The following is a 24591-nucleotide window of genomic DNA, read 5'->3' on the forward strand; positions in this document are numbered from 1 at the left end:
CGCAATCACCGGTTACCGGATCCGGCAATCGCACGCCCGCGAGCAGCAGGGCGCCCCACCGCCAGGAAGCGTTTCCTGTCCGAGTAGGCTGAGCCGACGGAGGGAGCAGCGGATGCCTCGACCACCTCGCGCCGACGGCGCCCGCGTGACGATCGCCGATGTCGCGGCGCGCGCCGGCGTATCGCTTTCGACCGTCTCGCGAGCGCTGAACGGCAACCCCACGGTCGACCCGGCGCTGGCCGAGAAGGTGCGGGATGCCGCGACCGCCCTCGACTACACCGCGAGCCCCGTCGCGCGCAGCCTGGTGCTCGGCCGCACGCAGACCGTCGCGGTCGTCGTGCCCGACCTCGGCAACCCGACGTTCCAGGCCATCCTCCGCGGCCTCAGCCGCGCCGCGGCCGCCGACGACTACCACGTGCTCGTCGCGGACTCCGCCGAGTCCGTGGCCGAGGAGCGGGTGCTGGCCACCGCCACCCGCCGCCGCACGGACGGCGTCATCCTGTGCTCCCCGCGTCTGCCGCAGGACGAGCTCGACCGGCTCGTCGGCGGGCTCACGCCGGCCGTGCTGATCAATCGCTCGTCGGGCGACGTGCCCTCCGTGCGCGCCGACTACCGCAGCGCACTGACGGCCGAGCTCGAGCACCTGTACGGGCAGGGCCATCGCCGCATCGTCTATCTCGCCGGGGTGGCACGCAGCGTCGCCAACGCGGCGCGCCTGGAGGCCATCGCCGAGTTCGCCGCCGGCCACGCCGACGCCGTGGTGACCGAGATCCCGTGCGGCGTGGACTTCGAGGCCGGCGCCGCGGCGGGACCTGCGGTGCGCGCATCGGGCGCGACGGCGGCGCTCGCCTTCAACGACCTCGTCGCGATGGGCCTCCTCAGTGCGGTGCAGGCGGACGGATGCCGCGTCCCGGCCGACCTCTCGATCGTCGGCTTCGACGACATCCCGTTCGCGCGCTACACCAGCCCGCCCCTCACCACCGCCGCCGTCCCGGCGAACGAGCTCGGCGCCGAGGCCTGGGCGCGCATGCGCGGGCTGCTCGAGGGCGCCGAGCCGGGGCATCCGCTCTCTCTCCTCCCTCAGCTCACGGTCCGCGGCTCGACCGGCCCCGCGCCGGTCTGACGCCTCGCGCCCGCCCGCCGCGCCCGACCAGGTCGTTCGGCGCGGGAGAGGGGGCGCGCGGGGAGGGTGGACCGAAGGAAGCGTGCTAGGCTGAGAAAACGTTTCCTGAGCGAAGGACAGTCGCCATGAGCCACCGCCGGTACGCCCTGATCGGAGCCGGTCACCGCGCCCAGATGTACGTCGACGCCCTCATCGGCCGGTACTCCGACGATGCCGAGCTCGTCGCGATCTGCGAGCCGAACCCGGTGCGCGCGCAGTACTACGTCGACCGGGTCGTCGCGGCAGGGCACGCGGCGCCGGCCGTGTACTCGCCGGCCGACCTCGAGCGCATGATCCGCGACGAGCGCGTCGACCGCACCATCGTGTGCGCGCGCGATGATCTGCACGCCGAGCTGATCGTGCGATCGCTGGATGCCGGAGCCGACGTCGTCGTCGAGAAGCCGCTGACCATCGACGCCGCGAGCGCGGCTCAGATCGAGGATGCGATCGACCGGACCGGCCGCGAGGTCGTCATCACCTTCAACTACCGCTACTCGCCGCGCAACAGCGCCCTGCGCCAGGTCATCCAGGACGGCACGATCGGCCAGGTCACGAGCGTCGACTTCGCATGGATGCTCGACACCAAGCACGGCGCGGACTACTTCCGTCGCTGGCACCGCGAGAAGGTCCGTTCCGGGGGGCTGCTGGTGCACAAGTCGAGCCATCACTTCGACCTGGTGAACTGGTGGATCCGGTCGGAGCCCCGCCGCGTGTTCGCGTCGGGCGGTCTGCGCTTCTACGGCTCCGAGAACGCCGCGGCGCGGGGCATCCGGAATCGTCCCGAACGCGGCACCCACGACGCGGCCGGGCCCGGCGCACGAGACCCGTTCGAGCTCGACCTGCGCGACGACGAGCGCCTGAAGTCGCTCTACCTCGACGCCGAGCAGCACGACGGGTACCTGCGCGACCGCGATGTGTTCGGCGAGGGCATCACGATCGAAGACAACCTCGCGCTCATCGTCGACTACGCCTCCGGGGCGACCCTCAGTTACTCCCTCAACGCGCACGCGCCGTGGGAGGGGTACCGGGTCGCTGTGAACGGCACGCTCGGACGCGCAGAGCTCGAGGTCGTCGAACGCGGCGCCGTGCTCGCCGATGAGGGCCTGCACCCGGTGCTCGACCCGTCCGCGGTCGACGCCGGCCGTTCCGGCTCGTTGCGGCCAGAGGGTGAGCGCCTGCTCGTGCAGCGCCACTGGGAGGCGGCGTACGACGTGCCGATCGTCGCCGCGGGAGAGGGCGGGCACGGCGGCGGCGACGCCCTGATGCTCGCCGACGTCTTCGAAGGCCCCGGGGATGATCCGCTCGCTCGACCCGCCGACTGGCGCGACGGCGTCCGTTCGATCTGCGTCGGCATCGCCGGTAACAGGTCTCTCGAGACCGGGCTGCCCGTTCGGGTCGACGAGCTCGGCATCCGCCTGCTCGCCGACACCGCCCGCACCGCCGCCGGATCGGTCAGCGCATGACCCGCATCGCCGTCACAGGAGGAGCCGGGCGTCTCGGCCGCAGTCTCGTCGCGGGTCTCGCGGCGGCCGGCCACGAGCTCGTCTCGCTCGACCGTTCCACGTCCGACGCTGCGGAGCTGTCGGGCATCGACCAGATCGCGGTCGATCTGACGGATCCGGATGCCGCCGCCCGCGCGATCGCCGAATCCCGCACCGATGCGCTCGTGCACCTGGCGGCGATCGCCGTGCCGTTCAGCGCCCCCGAGGACGTCATCCTGCGGACGAATGCGACGCTCGCTCTGAACGTGCTCTCGGCCGGCGTCGCGGCGGGCATCGGCCGGATCGTCACGGCGTCGAGCCCCACGGTGCTCGGCTACGGAGCGCCGGCAGGATGGCTCCCCGACCGGTTCCCGCTCGACGAGCGCACCACGCCGAAGCCGTGGAACGCGTACGGCCTGTCGAAGCTCCTCGCCGAGCAGACGATCACGATGCTCTCGCGTCAGACCGGCGACGCCACCCGGTTCGCAGCCTTCCGCCCCTGCTACGTCATCGCCCCCGAGGAGTGGCACGGGGCGCCCACGCAGCAGGGGCACACCGTCCGCGAGCGCCTCGACGACCCGGCGCTCTCGGCGCCCGCATTGTTCAACTACGTCGATGCGCGCGACGTCGCGACCTTCGTCGACGTGCTGCTCGAGGCGCTTCCCGGCATCCCGAACGCCGAAGTTTTCTTCGTGGGCGCCGACGATGCTCTCGCCCGCCGGCCACTGGCCGAGCTGCTGCCGCAGTTCGTCTCCGGCACCGAGCAGCTCGCGGCTGAGCTGACCGGCAGCTCGCCCGCGTTCTCGAACGCCAAAGCGCGACGCCTGCTGGGCTGGCGACCGACGCACACCTGGCGCGGCGAGCTCGGCGAGGACGCCGTGGGCGCCGCACCCGACACCGAACACCCGATCCCCCGAAAGGACGTGCTGGCGTGAACTTCGACGGCATCCTCTTCTTCCCCGTCACCCCCTTCGACGCCGCCGACCGCGTCGAGGAGGACCTGCTGCGCACGCACATCGCGACGACGCTCGAGCACTCCCCCGGCGGCGTGTTCCCGGCGTGCGGCACCGGCGAGTTCCATGCCCTCTCCACCGACGAGGTCGCGCGCGTCGTGCGGATCGCCACCGAGACGGTCGCCGGTCGCGTGCCGGTCGTGGCCGGCTCCGGTGGCCCGCTCGGCCACGCGAGGGCGGTGGCCAAGACCGCGGCGGATGCCGGGGCCGACGCGCTGCTGGTCCTGCCGCCGTACCTCGTCGGCGGTCCGCAGGCCGGACTCGTGGCCTACGTCGAGGCGGTCGCCGCAGCATCCGATCTGCCCGTCGTGATCTACCACCGCGGCAACGCGCAGTACACCGTCGACTCGGTGCGCCGACTCGCCGGCAACCCCAAGGTCGTGGGCTTCAAGGACGGCGTGGGGGACGTCGGCCTCGCCCAGCAGATCGTGCGCGCCGTGGCCGAAGAGGGTCGCGAGGACTTCGCGTTCTTCAACGGGCTGCTCACAGCGGAGCTGACGCAGGGCGCGTACCGCGGCATCGGCATCCCGCTGTACTCGTCGGCCGCGTTCGCGATGATCCCCGAGGTGGCGAACGCCTACTACCGGGCGTACGTCGACGGCGACGAGGCGCGGCGCAATGCCCTCCTCGACGGCTTCTACTCGCCGCTGGTGCGGCTGCGCGACGAGACCCCGGGCTTCGGCGTCTCGCTCATCAAGACCGGCCTGCGGCTCGGCGGGCTGCCCGTCGGATCGGTGCGAGCGCCACTGGTCGACCCCACCCCCGAGCAGGAGGCGCGGCTCGCCGGCATCCTCGAGGCGGGACGGGCTCTGCTGTGACGATCGCCGCAGGGGCGACCGGCGACGGGGCGACCGGCGATGGGGCGACGATCGCGTCGCTCGACGCGCGACTCATCCGTGTGCCGCTGACCCGCCCGTGGGGCGCGGACGTGACCGCCGTCGGCGTGATCGCGACGCACGTCGTTCGCTCCGACGGCGGCGAGGGCTGGGGGTTCTCGTGGACCCCGCAGATCGGCGCCGAAGCGGTGCACGCACTGCTCACGAACGACATCGCCGCGGCCGCGGTCGGTCGTGCGGCCGAGCCGGGCGCGCAGTGGCGGGCCCTCTGGCAGCACCTGCACGAGGCGGGCGGCGGCGGCATCACCACGATCGCGCTCGCGGGACTGGATCTCGCACTGTGGGATGCTGCGACCCGCGCCGCAGGAACGTCGCTGTCAGGCTTCCTCGGGCCGCGACGCGACAGTGTGCGGGCATACGGGTCAGGCGTCAACCTGCACTACAGCCTCGAGGAGCTGGTCGCTCAGGTGCAGCGCTGGGTCGACGCCGGGTTCGACGCGGTCAAGGTGAAGGTGGGCAAGCCCGACGTCGCCGAGGACCTCGAGCGCCTGCAGGCCGTGCGCGAGGTGCTCGGCCCCGATCGTTCGCTGATGATCGACGCGAACCAGCGGTGGGAGCTCGATCGGGCGACGCAGTCGCTCGAGGTGCTCGCGGCCGTGGCGCCGGCGTGGATCGAGGAGCCGCTGCGCGCTGACGACCTCTACGGGCACATCGAGCTCGCGGGTCGGCTGGAGGCCTCGAGCGGCATCCCCATCGCCGTGGGCGAGAACCTGCACAACGTCTTCCGCTTCGACGACTTCCTGCGCACCGGCGCCGCCCAGATCGTGCAGCCGAACGTGGTGCGAGTGGGTGGCATCACCCCGTTCCTGGGAATCACAGCGATCGCGGCCGAATACGGTGCCGCCGTGCATCCGCATCTGCTGCCCGAGCTCTCTGGCCAGCTCGCGCTGACGCTCCCGGCCGTCCCGGGCGTGCCGGAGCCGATGGCCGAAGACGTCGAAGACGCCGGCTTCGGCGCGCTCGGTGTGCTCGACGGCCCCTCGCCCGTGCGCATCGCCGGCGGCACCCTGACGGAAGTGCCCCACGCAGGTCTCGGCATCCGTTTCTCATGACCCTCCCTCCCTCTCCTCCCCTCCCTCCCCTCCCTCCCCTCCCTCCCTTCCGCTCCCGCACACCCGCGCCTCCGCGGTTCGTTCGTCACCTGTGTACGCAGAATCGGCGTTTCTGCGTACACAGGTGACGAACGAACCGGAGGCGGGGCGCGGAAAGCGGAGCGCGGCTGCGGCCCGTGGGGGCCCGCCGATACGAAAGGATCTCTTCATGACCACCACCACCGCTGAACTCGAGACCCTCGCGGCCGCCGCGGCCGCTGCCGCGCCGATCTGGCGAGGATCGGATGCCGCAACCCGCGCGTCGTGGCTGCGCGCGGCCGCCGACGCGCTGGACGCGCACATCGACGAGCTCGTCGTGATCGCCGACGAAGAGACGCGCCTCGGCGAGACCCGGCTGCGGGGCGAAGTCGGACGCACGACAGGCCAGCTGCGGCTGTTCGCGACGGTCGTCGAAGAGGGCTCGTACCTCGAGCTGACCGTCGACGACGCCGATCCCTCGGCCACGCCGCCGCGCCCCGAGCTGCGGCGCATGCTGACCGGCGTCGGGCCGGTCGCGGTGTTCTCGGCCTCGAACTTCCCGTTCGCGTTCTCGGTGGCCGGCGGCGACACCGCCTCGGCACTGGCGGCGGGCAACCCTGTGATCGTCAAGGCGCACTCGGGCCACCCGCGCCTCTCGGAGCGCACGGCCACGATCGTCGCGGAGGCCCTCGTCGCCGCCGGTGCGCCCGAGGGCTCGCTCGCGCTGGTCGAAGGCCGCGAGGCGGGCAACGCCCTCGTGCAGCATCCCGTCATCCAGGCCGCCGGATTCACCGGATCGCTCGGCGGTGGCCGGGCGCTGTTCGACCTCGCGTCGGGTCGCCCGGATCCGATCCCGTTCTACGGCGAGCTCGGATCGGTCAACCCCGTCGTCATCACGCCGACCGCGATCGCCGCACGCGGAGACGCGCTCGCGCAGGGCCTCGTCGGGTCGTTCACCCTGGGCGTCGGGCAGTTCTGCACCAAGCCCGGGGTCGTCTTCATCCCCGCGGGCGCCGGGTTCGAGGACCTCGTCGCGGGCTTCGCGACCGGCTCGGCCGGAGGCCCGCTGCTGACCGATCGCATCACGGCGGCGTTCCCGGAGGGCATCGAGCACCTCGAGGCCGACCCGTCCGTGAGTGTCGTGGCTCAAGGGCTTCCGGTCGAAGCCGGCGCCGCACGACCGGTGGTGCTGTCGACGGATGCCGCGGCCGTCGCCGCGCGCCCCGAGACCCTCCTCGAGGAATGCTTCGGACCGGTCACCCTCCTCGTGCGGTACTCGTCGGACGAGGAGCTGCTCACGGCGCTGCGCGCCGTGCCCGGGTCCCTCACCGGCACGCTGCACTCCGAGCCGGGCGACGACGTCGCGGACGTGCTCGCCGTGCTCGAGCGCAAGGTCGGGCGCGTGCTCTTCGCCGGCTGGCCGACGGGCGTGGCCGTGACGTGGTCGCAGCACCACGGTGGGCCGTGGCCGGCGACGACCTCGCTTCACACGTCCGTCGGCGCGACGGCGATCCGCCGGTTCCTGCGCCCCGTGACGTTCCAGGACGCTCCCGAGTCGCTGCTGCCCGACGTGCTGCGCGACGCGTCGCTCGCAGCGCTGCCGCACCGCCGCAACGGCGTGCTGCAGGTCCCCTGAGGACCCGACCGGTTCTCGCCCCGTGAGGTTGAGGAACCGCATCTAGGTTGAGACACCGCGCCTCGCACGGTTTCTCAACCTACGCACGGTTTCTCAACCTGTGCGCCGCGTCTCGAGCACGGCGGCAGATCGGCCAGGAAGGTCAGAGCAGCGAGGCGGCGAGGGCGGCGCCGGCCTCGACGAGCCATCGCCCGGGGTCGGCCAAGGCCGCCTCGGCCGAGCCGGCGAGGTCGGTGAGCGACGCGGTTCCCGCGAAGCCCGACACGTCGGCGTCGGGCGTGATCCGGCCCGCCACCAGCGCGACCGGCACGCCGCTCGCCGCCGCGACGGCGCCGACGTGCGCCGGCACCTTGCCGGCGGCGGACTGCCCGTCGTACGACCCTTCGCCCGTGACGACGACGGATGCCTCGGCCACCGCCTCGCGCAGCCCCACGAGGTCCGCGACCGCGGCCGAGCCCGGCACGAGCGCGGCACCCCACGCCAGCAGGCCGAAGCCCGTGCCCCCGGCCGCGCCCGCGCCGGCAGCATCCGGATCCGCCGTCGTCAGCGCTGCCAGCCGCGCGAGCCCGGCGTCCAGGGCCGCGATGTCGTCGGGTGTCGCCCCCTTCTGCGGACCGAACACCGCCGCCGCCCCTCGCCGGCCCAAGAGGGGGTTCGTCACATCCGAGAGCACGGTCACGCCTCCGGGCGGGAGCGCCGGCAACGCCGACAGATCGGCCGCCGCCAGGTCGGCGAGCCCACGGCCGCCGTCGGCGATGGGCCGGCCGGCAGCATCCGTGAATCGCGCGCCGAGCGCCGCGAGCATGCCGGTGCCACCGTCGGTCGACGAGCTCGAGCCGATGCCGAGCACGAGCCGCGAGACGCCGCGCGCGAGTGCCGCGGCGATCGCCTCGCCGAAGCCCTTCGTGTGCGCGTCGAGAGGCCGCAGCCGGGGCGGGGTTCCGAGCAGCTCGATGCCGCTCGTGTTCGCGAGCTCGACGACGCCGGTGCCGCCGGGCGCGTCGTCGGTCGCGGGCAGCAGGACCCAGGATGCCTCGACCGGCGTACCCTCGGGCCCGGTGACGGTCACCGGCACGCGCTCAGCCCCGGGCACCGCGGTCGCGAAGGCGTCGGCCGTGCCTTCGCCGCCGTCAGCCATGGGGAGCAGGCGGATGTGATCGTGCGGGCGGACCCGCTGCCATCCCCGCCCGACGGCATCCGCGGCCGGCGCGGCGGCGATGGTGCCCTTGAAGGAGTCCGGGGCGATCACGACGGTGTGCAGCATGGGCCCATTCTCCTGGAGAACGCGACGAGGGACGGGGGAAAACGCTATCCTCACATCATGGCAGCCCCTGAGACCGTCCCCTTCGACGGCGACCCCCGTGGACGGATGCCTCGAGCCGTGATCGCCAGTGGCGCCGGGCGCTACGCCGACCCGTGGCATCCGTATCCCCAGACCTCCGCCGCGATCGCCGACCTGCTGCGCGCCGACGGCTGGGACGTCGACGTCATCGACGACCCCGACATCGCCCTCGGCCGGCTCGCCGACGCGGAACTCCTGGTCGTGAATGCCGGCGACCCGTCGCGCAATCCGGACGCCGCACCGGTGGTCGTCCCCGCCGCCGAGGCCGGATTGGCCGCCGCTCTCGATCGCGGCATCGGGGTGATCGCGACGCACAGCGCCGTCTCGAGCCTGCGCGACTACCCCGACTGGATCGGCACGATCGGCGGCGAGTGGCGCAACGGCCTGTCGTGGCATCCCGAGATCGGTGTCGCCGCCGTGCGCGCCGTGGCACCCGGCAGCATCATCGTGCCGGCAGACTTCACCGCGTTCGACGAGCGCTACACCGACCTCGTCGTCGACCCCGCCGTCCACGTGCTGGCGGTGCACGAGCTCGACGGCACCGCGCATCCGCTGGTGTGGACGAACGAGACGAACTGGGGACGGATGCCGGTGCGCGCGGTCGTCAGCGCGCTCGGCCACGACACCCGGGCGTACGAGTCCGCCGAGCTGCGTGCCGTGCTCGCACGCGCCGCCCGCTGGGCCGCCCGCCTCGCGCCGTGAGCTCGGCCTCGCACCCACCCCGCCCGAGGTCGAGAAACCACACGGAGGTTGAGAAACCACACGGAGGTTGAGACTTCCGCCCGCACGCGGTTTCTCAACCTCTCCGCGGTTTCTCGACCTCGACCCGGCGACCGGCGCCTGGCGACACGCGCCCGGCGACACGCGCCGAACACGCGCGGCGCTCAGCGGTCAGCGGGCGGCGCGGCGGTGCTCGCGCGGACGACGAGCGTGGTCGGCACCAGTTCGAACGCGTCGGCGCCGTCTTCGATCCCGGTCACGAGCGTCTGCACCGCGAGCTCGCCGAGGCGGCCGAACTCCTGCCGCACCGTCGTGAGCGGCGGCCGATACTCGGCGGCGTCCGCGACGTCGTCGAACCCGACGATGCTGACCCCGCGCGGCACGTCCCGGCCCGCATCGGCGAGGGCACGCATCGCGCCGAGCGCCATCTGGTCGTTGGCGGCGAAGACGGCGGTGACCGCGGGGTCGGCGGCCAGCACCTCTCCCAGACGATGACCGGATGCTGCGGTCCAGTCGCCGCGGATCGGCTCCGGCGCTTCGCGCCCGGCCTCGGCCAACGCGGCTCGCCAGCCCCGCTCCCGCTCCGAGGCGGCGAACGACGACGCCGGGCCTGCGAGGTGATGGACGGTGCCGTGTCCGAGCCCGAGCAGGTGCTGCACGGCGGCGCGCGCGCCGCCGGCGTGGTCGGACTGCACGATCCCCCGTCTGCCCGCGGGTGCCCGGCGCGCGCCGGCGGCGATCTCGGGCGGCGCGTCGACCACGACCACGGAGAGGCCTCGGGGTGCCGGCGCGTCGAGCGCGAGCGCCGTGGCCTCATTGAGCACGATGACGCCGTCGACGCCCTGCTCGGCGAGCCGTTCGAACGCGGCCGCGGCGCCGTCGGCGCCGAGCGTCACGACCGTGAGGGCGTAGCCGCGGGTGCCCGCGGCATCCGCCACCGTCTGCAGCATGAGCGAGTTGCCCACCGTGGCGAGCGTCGACACCACGAGCCCTATGGTCTGGGTGCGGCCGGTGCGCAGCGCGCGGGCGGCACGGTGCGGGCGGTAGCCGAGCTCGGCCATCGCCGCCTCGACGCGGGCCCGCGTCTCGGGGTCGACGCGGGGGCTCGCGTTCACCACGCGCGACACCGTCTGACCCGACACCCCGGCACGGGCAGCGACGTCCGCCATCGAGATCCGGCGCTGTGCCGCTGCATCCATCCCGCCGCCACCTCCCTCGCCGACCCACCGTCTGGGACGTCGTGTTGACGCTAACATAGCGCTGTTGCTACCGTGTTGACGTGAACACTCCTGAGTTCGGATCGGATGCCGCGGCCCCCTCGGCCCAGACGCTCGGCGCCGGCGTCGTCAAGCGCACCGCACGGCTGGCCGACGGACGGGAGCTGTTCTACTACGACGATCCCGGCACCGCCCTCGGGCCCGAACGGGCGGTGGATGCGCGTGACCTCGCTCCGCGCCCGGCGACGGCCACGATGCGCCGCGACGTGCTGACCGGCGACTGGGTCTCGATCGCCGCAGCACGTCAGAACCGCGCGTTCCTGCCCCCTGCCGAGCTCGACCCGCTCGCACCGCAGACGCCGACGAACCCGTCCGAGATCCCGTCGATGTACGACGTCGCGGTGTTCGAGAACAAGTCGCCGTCCTTCGGCCCCGCCCTCGCCGGCGCTCCCGGCGAACACCTCGGCGGCACCCTCGGCGAAGCCCTCGTCAGCACCGACCCGCCGCGCGGCCTCGACGACCTGGACGCACCCGGCCTCGGCCGCACGCGCACGAGCGTTGGCCGCTGCGAGGTGGTGTGCTTCAGCCCCGCGCACTCGGGATCGTTCGGCTCGCTCACCCCGACGCGGGCGCGCACCGTGATCGAAGCGTGGGCCGACCGCACGGCGGCCCTGTCGGCACTGCCGGGCGTCGAGCAGGTCTTCCCGTTCGAGAATCGAGGGGAGGCGATCGGGGTCACACTCCCCCACCCGCACGGCCAGATCTACGCCTACCCCTACATCACTCCCCGCACGGCGACCCTGCTCGGCTCGATCGAGCGCGAGGGCCCGGATCTGTTCGCGCGCATCCTCGACTTCGAGCGCGCTGACGACCGGGTCATCCTGTCGGGTGAGCACTGGACGGCCTTCGTGCCCTTCGCCGCGCGCTGGCCGATCGAGGTGCACCTGATGCCGCACCGCCACGTCGCCGACCTCGCCGAGACCACGGCGGCAGAACGCGACGAGCTCGCCCCGCTCTACCTCCGGCTGCTGCGCGGCATCGACGCGCTCTATGACAGCCCCACCCCCTACATCGCGGCGTGGCATCAGGCTCCCGTGCACCGTGGGCGCGACACCGTCCGGCTGCACCTCCAGCTGACGAGCCCACGCCGCGCCGCCGACAAGCTCAAGTTCCTCGCCGGATCCGAGGCCGCCATGGGCGCCTGGATCGGCGACATCCCCCCTGAGACCTCGGCCGCACGCCTGCGCGATGCCGTGGCATCCGTTCCCGAGGAGACCCTGTGACCGACACCGCCCGCACCATCGAGACCGCCGCTGCGGCGCGCGCCCTGTTCCGCGAGCGGTTCGGCGCCGAGCCCGTGGGCACGTGGTCGGCCCCCGGCCGGGTGAACCTCATCGGCGAGCACACCGACTACAACGACGGCTTCGTGCTGCCGTTCGCGATCCAGCACCGCACGCACGTCGCGCTCGCGCCGCGGACGGACGGGGTGTTCCGCGTGCGCGTGGCCTCGACGTTCGACGACGCCACGGTCGAGATCGCCCTCGACCAGCTCGACTCGCTCTTCCCGACGCGTCGCGACGAGGTCACCGAGTGGGCCCGCTACCCGCTCGGCGTCGCGTGGGCGGTGCTGGCGGCATCCGGAAAGTCCCCGTCCGACGTCACCGGCGCCGACCTCGCCTTCGCGTCCAACGTCCCTGTCGGTGCGGGGCTGTCGTCCTCGGCCGCGATCGAGGGCGCCACCGCCGTCGCACTCGCCGAGACCTGGGGCGTCTCGCTCGACCGGGTGTCGCTCGCCAAGGCCGGCCGCGTCGCCGAGAACGAGGCCGTCGGCGCCCCCACGGGCATCATGGACCAGATGGCGGCCCTCCTCGGCCGCGCCGACGCAGCGATCTTCCTCGATTGCCGCTCGCTCGAGACCGAGATCGTCGACCTCGGATTCGACGCGGCGGGACTCGAGCTGCTTGTCATCGACACCGGCGTCAAGCATTCGCATGCGACCGGCGGCTACGGCGAGCGCCGCGCGGCGTGCGAACGCGGTGCCGCAGCCCTCGGCGTGCCGGCCCTGCGCGACGTCACGGTCGCCGACCTCGACCGGCTCGCCGGCCTCGTCGACGACGTCACCTTCCGCCGTGTGCGGCACGTCGTCACCGAGAACCAGCGCGTGCTCGACACCGTCCGCGCGCTGCGCGAGCAGGGCCCCACCGCGATCGGCGACCTCCTGGTCGCCTCGCACGTGTCGATGCGCGACGACTTCGAGATCTCGGTCCCCGAGCTCGACACCGCCGTCGACGCGGCGCTGGCGGCCGGCGCTCTGGGCGCACGCATGACGGGCGGCGGCTTCGGCGGCGCGGCGATCGCCCTCGTCGCCCGCGACCGGCTGCAGCACGTGACGGATGCCGCGACCGCCGCGTTCGCAGCATCCGGTTTCACCGCGCCGACGATCTTCACCGTCACGCCCTCCGACGGCGCCTCCCGCGACGCCTAACGGCGAACCGCGCTCAGTCGGCTTCCGCGGCGGGCGTGCCGGGGCAGGTGAACGCGGCTTGAACGCTCGACGCGCCGGTGCGCAAGAACTGGCGTTGACGGATGCCGCGCCCTAGCGTCATACACAGGGCCGGGGCATCCGTCTTCCGGTGCCGGAAGGAGCGATCGTGGCGTACATCACCGTCGGAACCGAGAACTCGGTAGACGTCGACCTCTACTACACCGACCAGGGCCCGGCTGACGCGCAGCCCGTGGTGCTGATCCACGGGTTCCCGCTGAACGGCGAGTCGTGGGGCAAGCAGCAGGCGGCGCTGCTGGACGAGGGCTACCGTGTGATCGCCTATGACCGCCGCGGGTTCGGCGCGTCGACGAAGGCCGGCTCGGGCTACGACTACGACACGTTCGCCGCCGACCTGCACGCCCTCATCGAAGACCTCGACCTGCGCGAGGTCGTGCTGGTCGGATTCTCGATGGGCACCGGCGAGATCGCGCGGTATCTCTCGCGCTACGGCAGCGGGCGCGTCGCGAAGGCGGCCTTCCTCGGCTCGCTCGAGCCCTTCCTGCTGAAGACCGACGACAACCCCGAGGGTGCGGGTCCGCAGGAGTTCTTCGACGGCATCGCCCAGACGGTGCGCGACGACCGCTACGCGTTCATCGCCGGGTTCTACCGGGACTTCTACAACCTCGACGACAACCTCGGCTCGCGCATCTCGCAGCAGGCGCTCGACGCCAGCGTCCAGGTGGCGAACCTCATGGGCAACACCGCGATCGCGGCTGCGCCCCTGACGTGGCCCACCGACTTCCGCGGCGACATCTCGTCGGTCGACGTGCCCGCGCTCATCCTGCACGGCACGGCCGACAACATCCTGCCGATCGACGCCACCGGCCGCCGCTTCAAGGATCTTCTGCCCGACGCGACGTACGTCGAGCTCGAGGGCGCCCCGCATGGACTGCTGTGGACCCACGGCGCCGAGGTGAACGAGGCCCTGCTGGCCTTCCTCCGCGCCTGACGCACGGGCCGAGGCCGGCGACATGCCGGCCTCGGCGCGGGCGCGCCGTCACGACAGCGCGGCGATGACCTTCCGCTCGAACAGCTCGATGCCCGACAGATCGTACGCCGCCTCGGGGAAGTAGTGGATCGCGTACGTGATGCCGTGACGCTCGCGCTCGGCGAGGTTCTCGGCGACGCGGTCGACGGCGCCGAACCCCGGCGAGGCGAGGAATTCCTTCTCGATCACGTCGGCCCGCTCCTGCCCCACGTGCGGGAGCAGCCGCGCCTTGACCGCAGCCAGGCGGTCGCGGGCCTCGGCGTCGGTGTCGCCGACGATCGTGTTGACGTTCGACGAGCGCGTGATCGACGCGAAGTCGCGCCCGATCGCGTCGCAGTGCCCGCGCAGCACCTCGCTCTTGTGATCGATCTGCTCGAGCGGGCCCGCGAAGTTCGTGTAGGCGGCGTACTGGGCCGCGATCTTGAGCGTGACCTTCTCGCCGCCGCCGGCGATCCACATCGGGATGCCGCCGTCCTGGAGGGGAAGCGGACGCACGATCGCACCGTCGACCTGGTAGTACTCGCCGTCGAGGGTGGCACGCCCGGTGGTCCACGCCTGATTCATGATGTCGACGCCTTCGCGCAGCATCCGGAGTCGATCGCGCACCGGCGGGAAGCCGTAGCCGTACGCCTCCCACTCGTGCTCGTACCAGCCTCCGCCGATGCCCATCTCGGTGCGACCGCCCGACACCGCGTCGACGGTCGCGGCGACCTTGGCCAGGTAGGCGGGGTTGCGGTAGCCCATGCACGTGCACATCTGGCCGAGGCGGATGCGGCTCGTCGACGCCGCGAACGCGGCCATCAGCGTCCACGCCTCGTGGGTCGCCTCGTCGCTGTGCACCGGCGTCGTGTGGAAGTGGTCGTACACCCACAGCGATTCCCAGGGCCCGGCGTCCGCCCGCTGCGCGAGACCGTTCATCACCGCCCAGTGCTCGGCGGGCTCGATGCCCACGAGATCGAATCGCCAGCCTTGGGGGATGAAGGTTCCGAAGCGCATGATCCTCAGCCTATTCCCGGTCGTTGCGCCAGCGAGCAACGAGCGAGACGAAACGCCTCGAGGGTCAGTCGACGCGGTGTTCAGGACGTCTCGTCCCGCTCCGCTCGCCCAACGACCGGGTCTTCGACGACGCGGGCGTGCGGCATCCGTTCCCGCATCACGGCGATGGCCTCGGGGTTGTGGTCGACCAGGACGGCGTGACGGCCGAGCGCCGACGCGACGGCGCCGGTCGTGCCGCTGCCGGCGAACGCGTCGAGCACGCGATCGCCGGGGCGGCTCGAGGCCTGGACGATGCGCCGGAGGATGCCTTCGGGCTTCTGCGTCGGATACCCGGTCTTCTCGCGGCCGGTCGTCGGCACGATCGTGTGCCACCACACGTCGGTGGGCAGCTTGCCGCGCTCGGCCTTCTCCGGCGTGACCAGGCCCGGTGCCATGTAGGGCTCGCGGTCGACGGCATCCGAATCGAACCAGTACGCCTTGGGGTTCTTGACGTACACGAGGATCGTGTCGTGCTTGGTCGGCCAGCGCTTGCGGGTCTTCGCACCGTAGTCGTAGGCCCAGATCAGCTCGTTGAGGAACCGCTCGCGCCCGACGAGGGCATCGAGCAGCACCTTGGCGTAGTGCGCCTCACGGTAGTCGAGGTGCACATAGAGCGTGCCGTCGTCGGCCAGCAGCCGCCACGCCTCGAGCAGGCGCGGCTCGAGGAAGCCCCAGTAGTCGTCGAACCGGTCGTCGTAGGCACGCAGGTCGCCGCGGATGCGCTCGTATTCGCGCCCGTGGAACCCCCGCCGCACAATCGCGCCCTGCCGGGGCTCGACCGCCGCCTGTTCGCTATTCAGTCCCGCCGCGTCCGCCGCCGCAGCAGAGCCGCGGTATTCCGCGGGTGCCGTCGCATCCGGCTCGCGCGCAGACTGAGTTGTGAACGCAGGGAGGCCGGAAGTAGTGGACGGATGCCGCGACCGGGCGGTCTCGACGGCCCGCTCCTGCGCGCGACCGGTGTTGAACGGCGGGTCGAGGTAGATCAGCGTGAACGACGCGTCAGCGAAGGCACGGAGCACCTCGAGGTTGTCACCCTCGTAGACCTCGACCGGCCCGGCACCCGGCTCGGAGGCCGGGTCCGAGGGATCCGTCACGGCACCCGTCGCAGCCACGCGTCGGTGGCGAACTTCGACTCGACGAGGGCCTCGGCCTCGGCGTACTCGTCGTCGGTGATGTGCCCGGGGACCGCGCCGTAGAGCTTCGCGAACGTCTCTTTGAGCTTCTCGATGATCGCCTCGCGCGGCAGCCCAGTCTGGCGGCGCAGCGGGTCGACGCGTTTGGCCGCCGACGTGGTGCCCTTGTCGCTGAGCTTCTCGCGGCCGATGCGCAGCACCTCGGTCATCATCTGACCGTCCATGTCGTAGCTGAGGGTCGCGTGGTGCAGCACACCTCCGTTGGCCAGGCGCTTCTGCGCGGCACCGCCGATCTTGCCCTGCGGCGACGCGATGTCGTTGAGCGGCTGGTACGTCGCCTCGATGCCCAGCGCGCGCAGCGCCTGCAGCACCCAGTCGTCGAGGAACGCATACGAGTCGGCGAACGTGAGCCCTTGGACGAGGGATGCCGGAACGTACAGCGAGTACGTCACGATCGAGTTCGCGCCCATGAGCATGGCTCCGCCACCCGAGATCCGGCGGACGACGTCGAACCCGTGCTTCGCGGCGCCGTCGGGGTCGACCTCGTTGCGCAGCGACTGGAACGACCCGATCACGACCGCGTTCTCGTCCCACTCCCACATGCGCAGCGTGGGCCGGCGCCGGCCGTCGCCGACGCGCCCGGTGAGCACCTCGTCGAGGGCCAGGTTCATGCGGGGCGAGACCGGACGCTCGTGCACGATCTCCCAGTCGAAGTCGCGCCAGCCGGGGGCGGTCACGAGTGCGCGGCGCACGGCCGTGCCCACGGCCTCGGGCGTGAACCCCAGCAGCTGCGCGCCCTCGGGCAGCGCGCCGCGCACGGCGGCCGCGATCGTGGTGACGTCCGACTCGACGGGCAGCCCGTTGACGGCGGCGTCGATGTCGGCCAGGGCGTCGTCGGGCTCGAGGAAGAAGTCGCCCGCGAGACGGAAGTCGGCGATGCGTCCGTCGCGCTCTTCGAGATCGACCACCACGAGCTTGCCGCCCGGAACCTTGTATTCGCCGTGCATGCGTTCAGCCTATTGCCGTACCGCGCCCCCTCAGCCCCCACTCCACCCCCCGGTTCGTTCGTCACCTGTGTACGCCGAACGGGCGGTTTTGCGTACACAGGTGACGAACGAACAGGGGGGTGCGTGGGCGAGAGGAGCGCGGAGAGGGGAGGATGCCGCGGGCGCGGCATCCTCCCCTGTCCCTGCTCGCTCAGTCGGACGTGCAGGCGCGTCCGTCGAGCCAGAAGATCCACGGCTGATCGGGCTCACCGACGACGTGCAGCAGCGCGTCCGGCGCGTTGCCGGGACGCTCGGCCGCCGTGGCCGTCACAGCCGCACCGTCCTGCGTGAATTCTCCCCGGGTTGCCTTGCGCACCGCCTGGTCGCCGGCGAAGAAGAACGCCAGGTTGCCGGCGGCCGAGGTGCGCACCTTCGCGGCGAAGCCGGAGGCGTCGGCCTCGACGTCCCACCCGACATGGCAGTCCAGCGGCGCGACGCCCGGATCGGCGAGCGCGACGAGCTCGCGCGCCTGCTCGGCGAACCACTGCCCCGCTGCGGGATCCTCGATGCCGCGCGCCGGGTCGAGCGGTCCCCCGGTGCCGCGGTAGCACTTGCCGTCCGACTCGCCGGGCACCTTGATCCACAGGTACGCGTCCACCAGCGGCACGTCGGTCGTCGTGTCGGGGCGCACACCCAGGCCGCGGTCGGGCGGGTTGCACCAGTCCTCGTGCACCGGATACGTGTCGGCCGGAAACTGCCACGGTCCGAGTCCGTTGCGGCTCGTGTCGATGACGAAACGCGTCGTCGGCTCGACGCCGCCGAGGATCGACTCGTACCTCGAGTCCACCCCGGCCGTGTTCAGCGCCGGGTCGGCGGCATCCGCGCTCCACTCGCCGTACTGCGACATCGCCACGCCCGTCCAGTTGTTCGCCGGGCCGCCGTTCCAGTACTGGTTGCCGCACGAACCGAAGTCGCCGGGGCTGACCTCGGTGACGTACGCGATGCACTGCGAGATCCACGTGCCGAACGCGGTGGAGTTGGCGGTGAATTGATAGTTCGAGGCGTTCAGGAAGAACCCGTCGGCCCGCTGCACTCCGCCCTTGAGCAGCCGGTCCGAGATCTCGCCGACGTTCAGCCAGCTCGCGCCGGTGCCGTCGAGATAGACGGATGCCGAGGGCAGGGCGCCCAGCGCATCGACCGCGTAGTTCAGCTGGGTGTAGCGGTCCGCGGCGGCAGTCTCGGCGGGGATCTCGGCCGGCTGACACCACTCGGCGACGCCGTCGAGGGTGACGTAGTGCGGGATGATCCCGAGCCCGTCGGGCTCGAGGATCACCGTGGCCGGCCGGCCGCCGATCCCCGCGACGAGGCCGTCGATCCAGGCCTGGTATGCCGCCGTGTCGAGCGCGCCGCCGGCGGAGTACTGGGCGCAGTCGCGGAACGGCAGGTTGTAGGCGACGAGCACCGGCATCCGGCCCTGAACGGCGGCGGCGGTCACGACGTCGTCCACGGCCTCTTCGACCTCGGCGGGCGTGCCGGTGGTGAACCAGTCGGCGGACGGGATGGACCCCAGCAGCTGGGCGTCGGCGCGGGCCTGACCGGCGAGAGCCTGAGCGGCTTCGAGGGTCGTGCTCCAGGGGTTGAGGTACAGGTCCGAGCCGGCGAGCCCGACGGCGGGATCGGCATCGTCTGCGGCCGCGCTCATCGGCAGCGACAGCCCGAGCGCGAGGAGCGCGGCGGTGCCGAACGCGAGGGCGGTCGCGCGGCGGGGTGGCTTGTGGATCATGCGTATCTCCTGGTCATCGTCGACCTCCGGGCGCCATCGCCCGGGGAGCGGGTCACGGGGCGTCACTCCGGTTATGAGAGCGCTCCCACGCTGCACGCTGGGGCCAGCATGGACTATTCCGCCCGACGACGTCAACGCCTGCCGGCGACGCCAGGATGCGATCAGTCGTGGGCGGCGAAGCGGCGATCCAGCCACGCGAGCAGATCGTCACGCACGTCCTGCTGCATGACCTCGTTGAAGATCTCGTGCCGCGCGCCCGGGTAGACGAGGGTCGTCACGTCGGTGAATCCCGAGCGCGTGCGATACGCGGCCGCCAGCTTGTGAACGCTCCGCGGGCCACCCACCGTGTCGTCGCGTCCGACCATGAGAAGGGTCGGGATGTCGCGCCCGAGGTTCCTTCGCGGGCGTCCGATGATCCGCGCCGCATCAAGCGGCCCGAAGAGCTTCAGCAGCGGCTCGGTGGTCGTGAGCGGATCATCGAGGAACGCCTGCCCCACCGCGAGATCGGACGACAGCCATTCCGTCCCCATCGCTCCGGGGGCCTTCCATGGCGCGTTGAGATCGCCGGAGTTGAGGGAGCCGGGCCAGCGGAGCGCAGACCCGCTCAGCACGAGGGCGTCGTACCCCTCGGGGTGATCGTTGATGAGCGCCTGCGCCATGAACGATCCCCATGAGTGGCCGAGCAGGATCAGCGGAAGATCGGGGTTCTCGGCGCGGATCTGCTGCGTCAGCTGCCAGATGGCGGCGATGGCCGCGGGCAGGCCGCCGGGGCCGAGACGTCCGAGCCGGGAGGAGTCGCCGCCGTACTGCCCCATGCCGGTACGGCCGTGGCCGCGGTGATCGTCGGCATAGACGGTATAGCCGGCTTCGGTCAGCGCGCCTACGAGAGCGCCGTACCTTCCCGCGTGCTCCCCGACCCCGTGCAGGAGCTGCACCACCGCCCGGGGATCGCTGCGGGCCTGGTGGACCTCGTAGACGATCGACACGCCCTTCGCATCCGTGAAAGACCGCACATCGGTGTTCTCGGGCATGCGGAGAAGTCTAGGTGGCAGGGCTATGACGGCGGCCGGCACCTGTGGACGAAGCATCCGGCACTTTCTTTAGCAAGACTAATGAGCTAAGCTAAGGAACCGTATGACCAGCCAAGAAGCCGCCACCGCCGATTCCGTCGACCACGCCGAGCTGAGTCCTGCCGCCGCTCAGTTGCGCATCGCGACGTTCCGGCTCGCGCGACGTCTGCGCACGCAGCGCGCCGTGGACTCGATGAGCGATGGTCAGTTCGCCGTCCTCGCCGCCCTCTTCGTGCATGGTCCGCACACTCTCGGCGAGCTCGCGGACCGCGAGCGGGTCTCAGCGCCTTCGATGAACCGCACCGTGAACTGCCTTCAGGAATCCGGCTACATCACCCGCACGGCGGACGAGACCGACGGACGGAAGGTCGTGATCTCGCTGACCGATTCGGGACGCGGCGTCGTCGACGAGACCGCACGCCGCCGCGACGCCTGGGTGGAGGCGGCTCTGGCCGAGCTCTCGGCCGAGGAGCGCGAGGCGATCGCCCGCGCCGCCGAGATCATGGAGCGGATGGCCGCCCGATGAGCAACATGTTCCGGTCCTTCTCGGTCTTCAACTACCGCGTGTGGTTCATCGGCGCGCTCGTGTCGAACATCGGCGCCTGGATGCAGGCGACGGCGCTCAGCTGGGTCGTCCTCACCGAGCTGACCGACAACGACGCCGCAGCGATGGGCATCACGATGGCGCTGCAATTCGCCCCGCCCCTGCTGCTCGTCGGCGTCACCGGCTGGGTCGCCGACCGCTTCGAACGGCGACGACTGCTCGTCGTGACGCAGGGACTGCTGCTGCTGATCGGCGTCGCGATCGGCATCCTGCTCCTCGTCGGCGTGATGACGCTGCCGCTGATGTACACGTTCGCCCTGGCGCTCGGCGTCGTCGCCGCGTTCGACAATCCGGCACGCCAGGCGTTCGTCTCCGACCTCGTCGCACGAGAAGCGGCCTCGAACGCCGTCGCCCTCAACGCGGCGTCGTTCAACGGCGCGCGCATGATCGGGCCGGCGCTCGCGGGAGTCGTCATCGTGGCCGTCGGCACCGGCTGGGTGTTCCTCGTCAACGGCGTCACGTTCTTCGCCATGATCATCGCGCTGTGGCTCATCCGCACCGACGAACTCATCCCGAGGGTCCACGCGCCGGGGGCCTCGCGGCTCGCCGACGGGTTCCGCTACGTCGCTCGGCGACCCGACCTCATCGTGACGTTCGCGATGGTCTTCCTCGTGGGCGCGTTCGGCATGAACTTCCCGATCTTCGCGTCGACCATGGCGATCGAGTTCGGCCAGGAGGCCGACGGCTACGGCCTGCTCAGCTCGATCCTCGCGGTCGGCTCATTGGCCGGCGCGCTGCTCGCCGCCCGGCGCGACCGCGCGCGGATCCGCGTGGTGATCGGGGGCACGCTGCTCTTCGCCGCCGCTGCGGCGGTCTCGGCGTTCATGCCCACCTACTGGGCATATGCCGTGACACTCATGTTCACCGGGTTCGCTGTCGTGACGATGCTCACCACCGCGAACGGCTACGTGCAGACCACGACCGATCCGGCGCTGCGCGGGCGCGTGCTCGCGCTCTACATGGCGATCCTCATGGGCGGCACTCCGGTCGGCGCGCCGATCGTGGGCTGGGTGGCCGACGAGTGGGGGCCGCGCGCGGCGATCCTGCTCGGCGCGGTCGCGGCCGTCGTCGCGTTCGCGATCGGCGCGACCTGGCTGATCGTCTCGGGGCGCCTGCACCGTCACGAGCAGCGGCGGTTCCGCCTGACCATCGACGAGACACGACCCCTCACCATCGTTCCCCCCGAGGAGTTCAGCGACCAGATCGCCCAGACCACGCCGATCCGGGTGCCGTCGGACGACCGGGAGACCGGTCGACGCGCCAGCTGACGTCGCGCCGCACGGAAGCCCGCCCGGCTGCTGCACAGAAACCGGTTCCCCGTATGATCGATGGCGGGACCGTCGCAGGCTGCCGGCGCCGCTCCCGCGAGAGGAGGCGACGGATGACCGATACGCGGGGTACGCGTGCCGCGACGATCGGCGATGTCGCCCGAACCGCCGGCGTCTCTCGCGCGACGGTCTCGCGCGTGCTCAACGGCCGCGCGAGCGTGGATCGGGCGCTCGCCGAACGTGTCGAGACGGCGATCGCGCAGCTCGACTACCGTCCGAGCGAGACGGCGCGCAATCTCTCGCTGGGGCGGACGAACACGATCGCCGTGGTGGTGCCGGACCTCGGCAACCCCATGTTCCAGGCGATCCTGCACGGCGTGACACTCGGCGCCGCCGAGGACGGCTTCCAGGTGCTCGTCGGCGACACGCGAGAGCGGCCCGAGCTCGAGCGCCGCGCGGCCCTCGATGCCCGGCGACGGTGTGATGCGCTGCTGCTGTGCGCGCCCCGGATGCCGGATGAGGACCTCGCGGCCGTGCTCGCGCAGGCCGCGCCGATGGTGCTGATCAACCGGCCCACGCCGGCCCCCGTCGCGCAGCTGGCGATGGACTACCGGCACGCGATCGGGCTCGTCGCCGACCACCTGGCCGGCCTCGGTCACCGGCGCCTGCTCTACCTCGGAGGTCCGCTCTCGAGCGCGTCCAACCGGCTCCGCCTGGAGGGGGTCGCAGACGCGGAGAAGCGCCATCCGGGGCTGGTCGTACAGCGTCAGGAGGTCGGTGCGTCCCTGGACGCGGGATCCGACATCGCCGACGCAGTGCTGCGCAGCGACGCGACCGCCGTCATCGCCTTCAACGACCTCGTGGCGATCGGGCTGCTCTCCCGGCTGGACGATCTAGGCGTCTCGGTCCCCGGCCGGCTCTCGGTCGTCGGGGTCGACGACATCCCCTTCGCCCGCTACAGCCGGCCCCACCTGACGACGGTCTCGCTGCCGAAAGACGCCCTCGGAACGCAGGCGTGGGCGCAGCTCAAGGACGCCATGGCGGGCCGGCCCGCGGCGGAGCCGGTGTGGGTCGAGGGCACGCTGGTCGAGCGTCACAGCACCGGCCCGGCCCCAGCCTGACGCTGAGGGAGCGATCCGGAGTCGCCGAACTCGGCGAGCTTGGCGAACATGTCCTCGAGGAAGAAGCGCACGTCGATCTGCTCGACGACGAGCACGTCGCCGCCGCGCTCGGACGGCACGCAATGGCCGTCCTCGGTGAACCGCACCGGCGACTGGCGACGGAACGACGCGCACCACGGATCGAGCATGAGCGCGATCGCCGGAGAGTCCCCCAGCGAGCGCGACTCGACCGGAACGCGGTGATGCGCCGTGTTGAAATCGACGACGGTCTGCGCGAGGTAGCGCCCCAGGTCGCCGCAGGGCTCGACACGTCGACGTAGTTCCGCGTACCCGACGCCGGCCAGCCGATAGACGTTCGACGGCACCTGCCAGATCTGAATCCCCGACGCGAACACGACGTTGGCCGCGTGGATGTCGTTGCGCAGGTTGAACTCGGGCCACGTCCCGCGCCATTCACGATCGCCGTAGGGCGGCCCGCCTATCCAGATGACCGTCGTGTCCGTCTGGGCGATGTCGGGCGCGGCCAGCAGCGCGCTGGCCATGTCGGTGAGAGGCCCGAGGAACCCGATGAAGAGCGGACCGGCGTCTGCGCGCCGTGCCTCCTCGATGATCAGGCGCGCTCCGGGGCTGTCGACCGGCGTCTGCCCGTCGGGCAGTGGGTGGGGCGCGCCGTTCGCGATGGGCACCCCATCCGGCGCGCCGAGCAGCGCGAGAAGGCGATCGAGCTCGTCGCGCGAGTCGAGCATCGATCTTTCCGACCGCTCGGCGCCGAAGTGGGCGGGGATGATGCCGCGGATGTCGAGCGACGGCGAGAGGAGCGCGTGCACGACGGCGAACTGGTCGTCGGCCTCGTTCTTGACGTCGGAGTCGATGATGACGCGGCGCGTGCGGGGGTCGTCGATTCTCATGCGGGCTCCACTGGTTCACGGTCCATGGCGACCGCCGCGAGGGCGAGCGGCCCGGGCATCACGACGGCGAGCATCGGGGCGATGGCGACCACGGCGCCGGCGGCGGCGACCGCGAGCACGAGCAGCGCCGAGCCCGGGGCATCCTGCGACATCCGTCGCCACGCCACGGCGAACGTGCGCCGCGCGGGGACGTCGCGCCGCCACGCCCCTGCGATCCGCAGTGCGATCGCGCCGAGTCCGGCCGCCAACACGATCGGCAGCGCCGTCGCCCACAGCTCGCCCGGGGCGACGTACGGCAGCACCACGACGTCGACCACGAGCAGCGCAGTGACCGCCGTCGGCACCACGACGTGGGAGAGGGGATGCCGAGCGACGCGGTTCGCGAACGCAGACCACACGGCGCGCGCCCGCACGTGCCGGTCTTCGGCTCTCGCCGAACGCAGTTCCTCCACGCCCGCGCTGAGGGCCGCGAACCATGTGACCAGGAGCACGGACAGCCCGAAGACCAGCACGCCCGCGTAGAGCATGTCGGCGAAGGCGGCGAAGGTGGACGAGTGCGGGTCGAGGCCGCTGGGCGCGCGACGTCGAGCCACGCGACGCTGCGTAACCGTCG

Annotated in this window: 22 protein-coding genes; 13 read left to right on the forward strand and 9 right to left on the reverse strand. The window is 71.9% G+C overall.

Features of this window, described 5'->3' with window-relative positions:
- Positions 1–112: 112 nt before the first annotated feature.
- The 6 genes from HF576_RS05530 to HF576_RS05555 all read left to right on the forward strand — a co-directional run bounded on the left by HF576_RS05530 (position 113) and on the right by HF576_RS05555 (position 7258).
- A complete protein-coding gene (locus HF576_RS05530; RefSeq protein WP_168911725.1) occupies positions 113–1123 on the forward strand; it encodes a LacI family DNA-binding transcriptional regulator in 1011 nt (336 codons plus the stop codon).
- Between the two features lie 125 nt (positions 1124–1248).
- A complete protein-coding gene (locus HF576_RS05535; RefSeq protein ID WP_168911726.1) occupies positions 1249–2625 on the forward strand; it encodes a Gfo/Idh/MocA family protein in 1377 nt (458 codons plus the stop codon).
- On the forward strand, positions 2622–3578 hold the full coding sequence (locus HF576_RS05540) for an NAD-dependent epimerase/dehydratase family protein (protein ID WP_168911727.1): 957 nt from the start codon (positions 2622–2624) through the stop codon (positions 3576–3578). The genes HF576_RS05535 and HF576_RS05540 overlap by 4 nt, the downstream gene beginning before the upstream one ends.
- Positions 3575–4474, forward strand: coding sequence for a 5-dehydro-4-deoxyglucarate dehydratase (locus HF576_RS05545; RefSeq protein WP_168911728.1), 900 nt, complete (start codon positions 3575–3577; stop codon positions 4472–4474). The genes HF576_RS05540 and HF576_RS05545 overlap by 4 nt, the downstream gene beginning before the upstream one ends.
- Entirely contained in the window at positions 4471–5604 is a 1134-nt protein-coding gene (locus tag HF576_RS05550) for a mandelate racemase/muconate lactonizing enzyme family protein (protein WP_425522976.1), read from the forward strand. Before HF576_RS05545 ends, HF576_RS05550 begins: the two co-directional genes overlap by 4 nt.
- A gap of 208 nt (positions 5605–5812) precedes the next feature.
- Entirely contained in the window at positions 5813–7258 is a 1446-nt protein-coding gene (locus HF576_RS05555; RefSeq protein ID WP_168911729.1) for an aldehyde dehydrogenase (NADP(+)), read from the forward strand.
- Positions 7259–7400: 142 nt separating this feature from the next.
- Here HF576_RS05555 and HF576_RS05560 read toward each other — a convergent pair whose 3' ends face one another.
- On the reverse strand, positions 7401–8522 hold the full coding sequence (locus HF576_RS05560; RefSeq protein ID WP_205834733.1) for a glycerate kinase: 1122 nt from the start codon (positions 8520–8522) through the stop codon (positions 7401–7403).
- Between the two features lie 57 nt (positions 8523–8579).
- Between HF576_RS05560 and HF576_RS05565 the strand changes: the two genes are divergently transcribed.
- Positions 8580–9302 (forward strand): ThuA domain-containing protein, encoded by a 723-nt coding sequence (locus tag HF576_RS05565; RefSeq protein WP_168911730.1) that lies wholly within the window; start codon positions 8580–8582, stop codon positions 9300–9302.
- Between the two features lie 182 nt (positions 9303–9484).
- Here the strand turns inward: HF576_RS05565 and HF576_RS05570 are convergent, their stop codons facing one another.
- A complete protein-coding gene (locus HF576_RS05570) occupies positions 9485–10519 on the reverse strand; it encodes a LacI family DNA-binding transcriptional regulator (protein ID WP_240948640.1) in 1035 nt (344 codons plus the stop codon).
- Between the two features lie 80 nt (positions 10520–10599).
- On the opposite strand from HF576_RS05570, the gene galT reads away from it, so the two are divergent.
- The 3 genes from galT (at position 10600) to HF576_RS05585 (ending at position 14031) form a co-directional block, all read left to right on the forward strand.
- Positions 10600–11820: a galactose-1-phosphate uridylyltransferase gene (gene galT, locus HF576_RS05575; RefSeq protein WP_168911731.1), complete on the forward strand. Its 1221-nt coding sequence runs from the start codon at positions 10600–10602 to the stop codon at positions 11818–11820.
- A 17-nt stretch (positions 11821–11837) separates the two neighbouring features.
- Positions 11838–13022, forward strand: coding sequence for a galactokinase (gene galK, locus HF576_RS05580; protein WP_168912093.1), 1185 nt, complete (start codon positions 11838–11840; stop codon positions 13020–13022).
- Between the two features lie 166 nt (positions 13023–13188).
- On the forward strand, positions 13189–14031 hold the full coding sequence (locus HF576_RS05585) for an alpha/beta fold hydrolase (protein ID WP_168911732.1): 843 nt from the start codon (positions 13189–13191) through the stop codon (positions 14029–14031).
- A gap of 48 nt (positions 14032–14079) precedes the next feature.
- Here HF576_RS05585 and HF576_RS05590 read toward each other — a convergent pair whose 3' ends face one another.
- The 5 genes from HF576_RS05590 to HF576_RS05610 all read right to left on the reverse strand — a co-directional run bounded on the left by HF576_RS05590 (position 14080) and on the right by HF576_RS05610 (position 20038).
- Positions 14080–15066, reverse strand: a complete 987-nt coding sequence (locus HF576_RS05590) for an LLM class F420-dependent oxidoreductase (protein ID WP_168911733.1) — start codon at positions 15064–15066, stop codon at positions 14080–14082.
- 80 nt (positions 15067–15146) lie between these two features.
- Positions 15147–16217: a DNA-methyltransferase gene (locus HF576_RS05595; protein WP_425522977.1), complete on the reverse strand. Its 1071-nt coding sequence runs from the start codon at positions 16215–16217 to the stop codon at positions 15147–15149.
- Positions 16196–17245, reverse strand: a complete 1050-nt coding sequence (lplAB, locus tag HF576_RS05600) for a lipoate-protein ligase LplAB (RefSeq protein ID WP_168911734.1) — start codon at positions 17243–17245, stop codon at positions 16196–16198. Before lplAB ends, HF576_RS05595 begins: the two co-directional genes overlap by 22 nt.
- 190 nt (positions 17246–17435) lie before the next feature.
- Positions 17436–19007, reverse strand: a complete 1572-nt coding sequence (locus HF576_RS05605; protein ID WP_240948641.1) for a glycoside hydrolase family 6 protein — start codon at positions 19005–19007, stop codon at positions 17436–17438.
- Positions 19008–19168: 161 nt separating this feature from the next.
- Positions 19169–20038 (reverse strand): alpha/beta fold hydrolase, encoded by an 870-nt coding sequence (locus HF576_RS05610; protein WP_168911735.1) that lies wholly within the window; start codon positions 20036–20038, stop codon positions 19169–19171.
- Positions 20039–20141: 103 nt separating this feature from the next.
- Here HF576_RS05610 and HF576_RS05615 point away from each other — a divergent pair, with 103 nt between their 5' ends.
- The 3 genes from HF576_RS05615 (at position 20142) to HF576_RS05625 (ending at position 23070) form a co-directional block, all read left to right on the forward strand.
- A complete protein-coding gene (locus tag HF576_RS05615) occupies positions 20142–20603 on the forward strand; it encodes a MarR family winged helix-turn-helix transcriptional regulator (protein ID WP_168911736.1) in 462 nt (153 codons plus the stop codon).
- 5 nt (positions 20604–20608) lie between these two features.
- Positions 20609–21949 (forward strand): MFS transporter, encoded by a 1341-nt coding sequence (locus HF576_RS05620; protein WP_205835021.1) that lies wholly within the window; start codon positions 20609–20611, stop codon positions 21947–21949.
- Positions 21950–22062: 113 nt separating this feature from the next.
- Complete coding sequence (locus HF576_RS05625) at positions 22063–23070, forward strand: LacI family DNA-binding transcriptional regulator (RefSeq protein ID WP_168911738.1); 1008 nt, start codon at positions 22063–22065, stop codon at positions 23068–23070.
- Here HF576_RS05625 and HF576_RS05630 read toward each other — a convergent pair.
- Together HF576_RS05630 and HF576_RS05635 are read right to left on the reverse strand one after the other, a co-directional pair.
- The gene (locus HF576_RS05630; protein WP_168911739.1) at positions 23043–23978 is read right to left on the reverse strand and encodes a nucleoside hydrolase; all 936 of its coding nucleotides are present in this window, start codon (positions 23976–23978) and stop codon (positions 23043–23045) included. The two genes, HF576_RS05625 and HF576_RS05630, sit on opposite strands and share 28 nt — an antisense overlap.
- Positions 23975–24571 (reverse strand): hypothetical protein, encoded by a 597-nt coding sequence (locus tag HF576_RS05635; RefSeq protein ID WP_168911740.1) that lies wholly within the window; start codon positions 24569–24571, stop codon positions 23975–23977. Before HF576_RS05635 ends, HF576_RS05630 begins: the two co-directional genes overlap by 4 nt.
- Positions 24572–24591 lie beyond the last annotated feature (20 nt).

The organism is Microbacterium salsuginis (assembly GCF_012524205.1).
Classification (GTDB): domain Bacteria; phylum Actinomycetota; class Actinomycetes; order Actinomycetales; family Microbacteriaceae; genus Microbacterium; species Microbacterium salsuginis.